Here is a 453-nt window from a genome sequence, read left to right as displayed (position 1 = left end):
GACGGTGGCCTCGCGCACCGGGACGTCGTCCTGGTAGTACGCGCGGCCCCACTCGATGTCCGCGAGGGTGCCCTGGCCGCGGCGCTCGACGAACAGCGCCGCCTGCCGCACGTACCGCGGCTCGTCGAGCGCGCGGCCGAGCTCCGCGAGCGCCACCTCGACCTCCGCGTGCCCGCACACCCCCTGGATGCCGTCGGGCCCGAACGTCTCGCACACGTGGTCCGCGGACCGGCGCGCGACCTCGACCAGCAGGTCCTCCGGGTGGCCGGTGCGGGCGCGTGCGACGGCGGCCTGCATGAGGTGCCCCTGGACGTACAGCTCGTGGCCCCACTCGAGGTCCGTGTACCGGGTGTCCTGACCGGGGCTGCCGAAGCGGGTGCAGAGGTAGCCGTCCGGCGCCTGGGCCGCCGCGACGCGCCGCACGATCGCGGCGAAGCGGCGCTCGAGGTCGTC

1 protein-coding gene is annotated in these 453 nt (G+C 75.9%); it reads right to left on the bottom strand.

Features of this window, described 5'->3' with window-relative positions; genetic code table 11:
- A partial coding sequence (locus G3I78_RS48295; RefSeq protein WP_203616540.1) for a beta-L-arabinofuranosidase domain-containing protein occupies positions 1 to 453 on the bottom strand: 453 nt, incomplete at both ends.

This window comes from Streptomyces sp. SID13726, from assembly GCF_010548375.1.
Lineage (GTDB): Bacteria > Actinomycetota > Actinomycetes > Streptomycetales > Streptomycetaceae > Streptomyces.
Note: the sequence above shows the minus strand (reverse complement) of the source record. Positions and strands in the feature narration are given on the sequence as shown.